Genomic DNA, 2088 nt, shown 5'->3' with positions numbered 1-2088 from the left:
AGGGAGTGGCGGGGATGCGGATCGTGGTCGACGACCTCTCGGGGCGGCGGACGGTGGAGTTCCTGCGGGCGCACGTCGGGCAACTGCGCGCGATCAGCCCGCCGGAGAGCACCCACGCCCTGGACCTCGACGGGCTGCGCCGACCGGAGGTCACCGTATGGTCGGCGTGGGACGGCGAGACGATCGTCGGCTGCGGCGCGCTCCGCCGGCTGGACGAGACGCACGCCGAGATCAAGTCCATGCGCACCGCGCCGGCCCGGAAACGCAGCGGCGTGGCGTCCCGGCTGCTGGAGCACATCGTCGACGCGGCCCGCGAGGCGGGCTGCAACCGGCTCAGTCTGGAGACCGGCTCGGCGGAGTTCTTCGCCCCCGCCCGCGCGCTCTACCGGAAGTTCGGCTTCGCCGACTGCGAGCCCTTCGGCGACTACCGCGAGGACCCCAACAGCGTCTTCATGACCCGCCACCTCCACGTCCCGGAGGTCTGCCCGTCGCCGGGTGGAGGGGCCGGCCACGTCACGGCCGGGTGAGGAAGGCCAGGAGTTCCGTGGTCAGTTCGGCGGGTGCGTCCTCCTGGACGAGGTGGCCCGCGCCGTCCAGCAGCTTCAGGCGGCTGCCCGGGATCCGGGAGGCCAGGTCCCGTCCCCGCTCGGCTGGGATCCAGGCGTCGTCCCGGCCCCAGCACACCAGCGTCGGCGCCCGCACGGAGTCGTAGGCGCGCTCGATCTCGTCGGTGTGGCGCTGGTCCGCCTGGGCGATCTGCCGGTAGAAGGCGGGCTGGCCGCGTTCACCCAGCCACGGCTCCACGAGTCGGTCGAGTACGTCGGGGCGCAGGCCCGGGCTGCTCGCGGAGCTCACGTACTCCCGGACGAGGACGGCGTGCAGCGCGGGCGGCAACTGCTCGAAGACGGGCGAGTGCTCGCCCACCAGGCGGAAGAACGGCGACCCCCAGGGCGCGAGCGCCACCGGGTCGACAAGCGCCAGGCGGTGGTAGTCGACGCCGTGGAGCAGATGTGCCCGCAGTGCGACGGCGCCGCCGATGTCGTGTGCCACGACGGCGGGGCGGTCCAGCCCCCAATGGGCGAGCAGTTCGCCGAAGGTCCGGCCCTGCGCGGCGAGTGACACGTCCTGGCCGGTGCGCTGCTCGGAGAGCCCGTAGCCCGGCATGTCCCAGACGTGGACGGTGAAGCGGGAGGCGAGGGCGCGGGCGACCGCCCGCCACACGTAGGAGGAGAACGGCGTGCCGTGCAGCAGCACGACCGCCTCGGGGCCGTCGCCGAGACGGTTCCAGCGCACCTCGCCGGTGGCGGCCTGGAAGCTTCGGGGCAGTTCCCACTCGGTCACGCGGGTCTCCGTCCGGTGGCGGTCGGCGGGTACGGGTCAGGAGCTGATCTCCGTGGGCGGGCTGCGGTCGGCGTCGACCTTCTCGGTGCGCTCGAGTTCGCCCCAGACGATGTAGCGGTAGTTGGAGGTGAAGACCGGGGTGCAGGTGGTCAGCGTGATGTAGCGGCCGGGCTTCTTCTTCCCGGACTGCTCGGGGACCGGCTGGAGCACGTCGACGTTGTACTTCGAGGTCTTCGGCAGGATCGCGTAGACCTTGTAGACGTACCAGGTGTCCTTGGTCTCGAAGACGAGCGGGTCGCCCTCCTTCAGCTTGTGGATGTTGTGGAACTTGGCGCCGTGGCCGTCCCGGTGGGCGGCGAGGGTGAAGTTGCCCTTCTTGTCCCACGGCATGGCGGACTCGATCGGGTCCTTGTAGTAGCCGGCGATGCCCTGGTTGAGCTCCTTGGCGTTGGTGCCCTCCTTGACCAGGATCTCCTTCTTGCCGAGCCCCGGAGCGTGCAGGAAGCCGATGCCGTCGCGGGTGTCGAGCTTGCCGGGGCCGAGCGGCTTGGTGGGGCCGATGTCCCGGTCGGCGGCCCAGTGGTCGCGGACCTTGTCGGCCTGCTTGTCGGCCTGCCGGTCGGCGATGACGTTGGTCCACCACAGCGAGTACGCCACGAAGAGGCCGAGGACGACGCCCGTGGTGATCAGGAGCTCGCCGAAGACGCTGACGGCCGAGGCGAGGCGGCTACGGGACCGGGACGGGCG

3 protein-coding genes are annotated in these 2088 nt (G+C 71.4%); 1 reads left to right on the top strand and 2 read right to left on the bottom strand.

Annotated features, from left to right (window positions below; all coding sequences use genetic code 11):
- Window positions 1–14 precede the first annotated feature (14 nt).
- A complete protein-coding gene (locus FNX44_RS26415) occupies window positions 15–527 on the top strand; it encodes a GNAT family N-acetyltransferase (protein ID WP_143651498.1) in 513 nt (170 codons plus the stop codon).
- Here the strand turns inward: FNX44_RS26415 and FNX44_RS26410 are convergent.
- Entirely contained in the window at window positions 514–1341 is an 828-nt protein-coding gene (locus FNX44_RS26410; protein WP_143651497.1) for an alpha/beta fold hydrolase, read from the bottom strand. The two genes, FNX44_RS26415 and FNX44_RS26410, sit on opposite strands and share 14 nt — an antisense overlap.
- A 36-nt stretch (window positions 1342–1377) precedes the next feature.
- On the bottom strand, window positions 1378–2088 hold a 711-nt coding region (locus FNX44_RS26405), incomplete at its 5' end, for a class E sortase (protein ID WP_228450277.1).

Origin of the sequence: Streptomyces alkaliterrae (assembly GCF_007097205.2) — a bacterium.
Lineage (GTDB): Bacteria > Actinomycetota > Actinomycetes > Streptomycetales > Streptomycetaceae > Streptomyces > Streptomyces alkaliterrae.
This window is presented reverse-complemented; position numbering and strand designations above follow the sequence as displayed.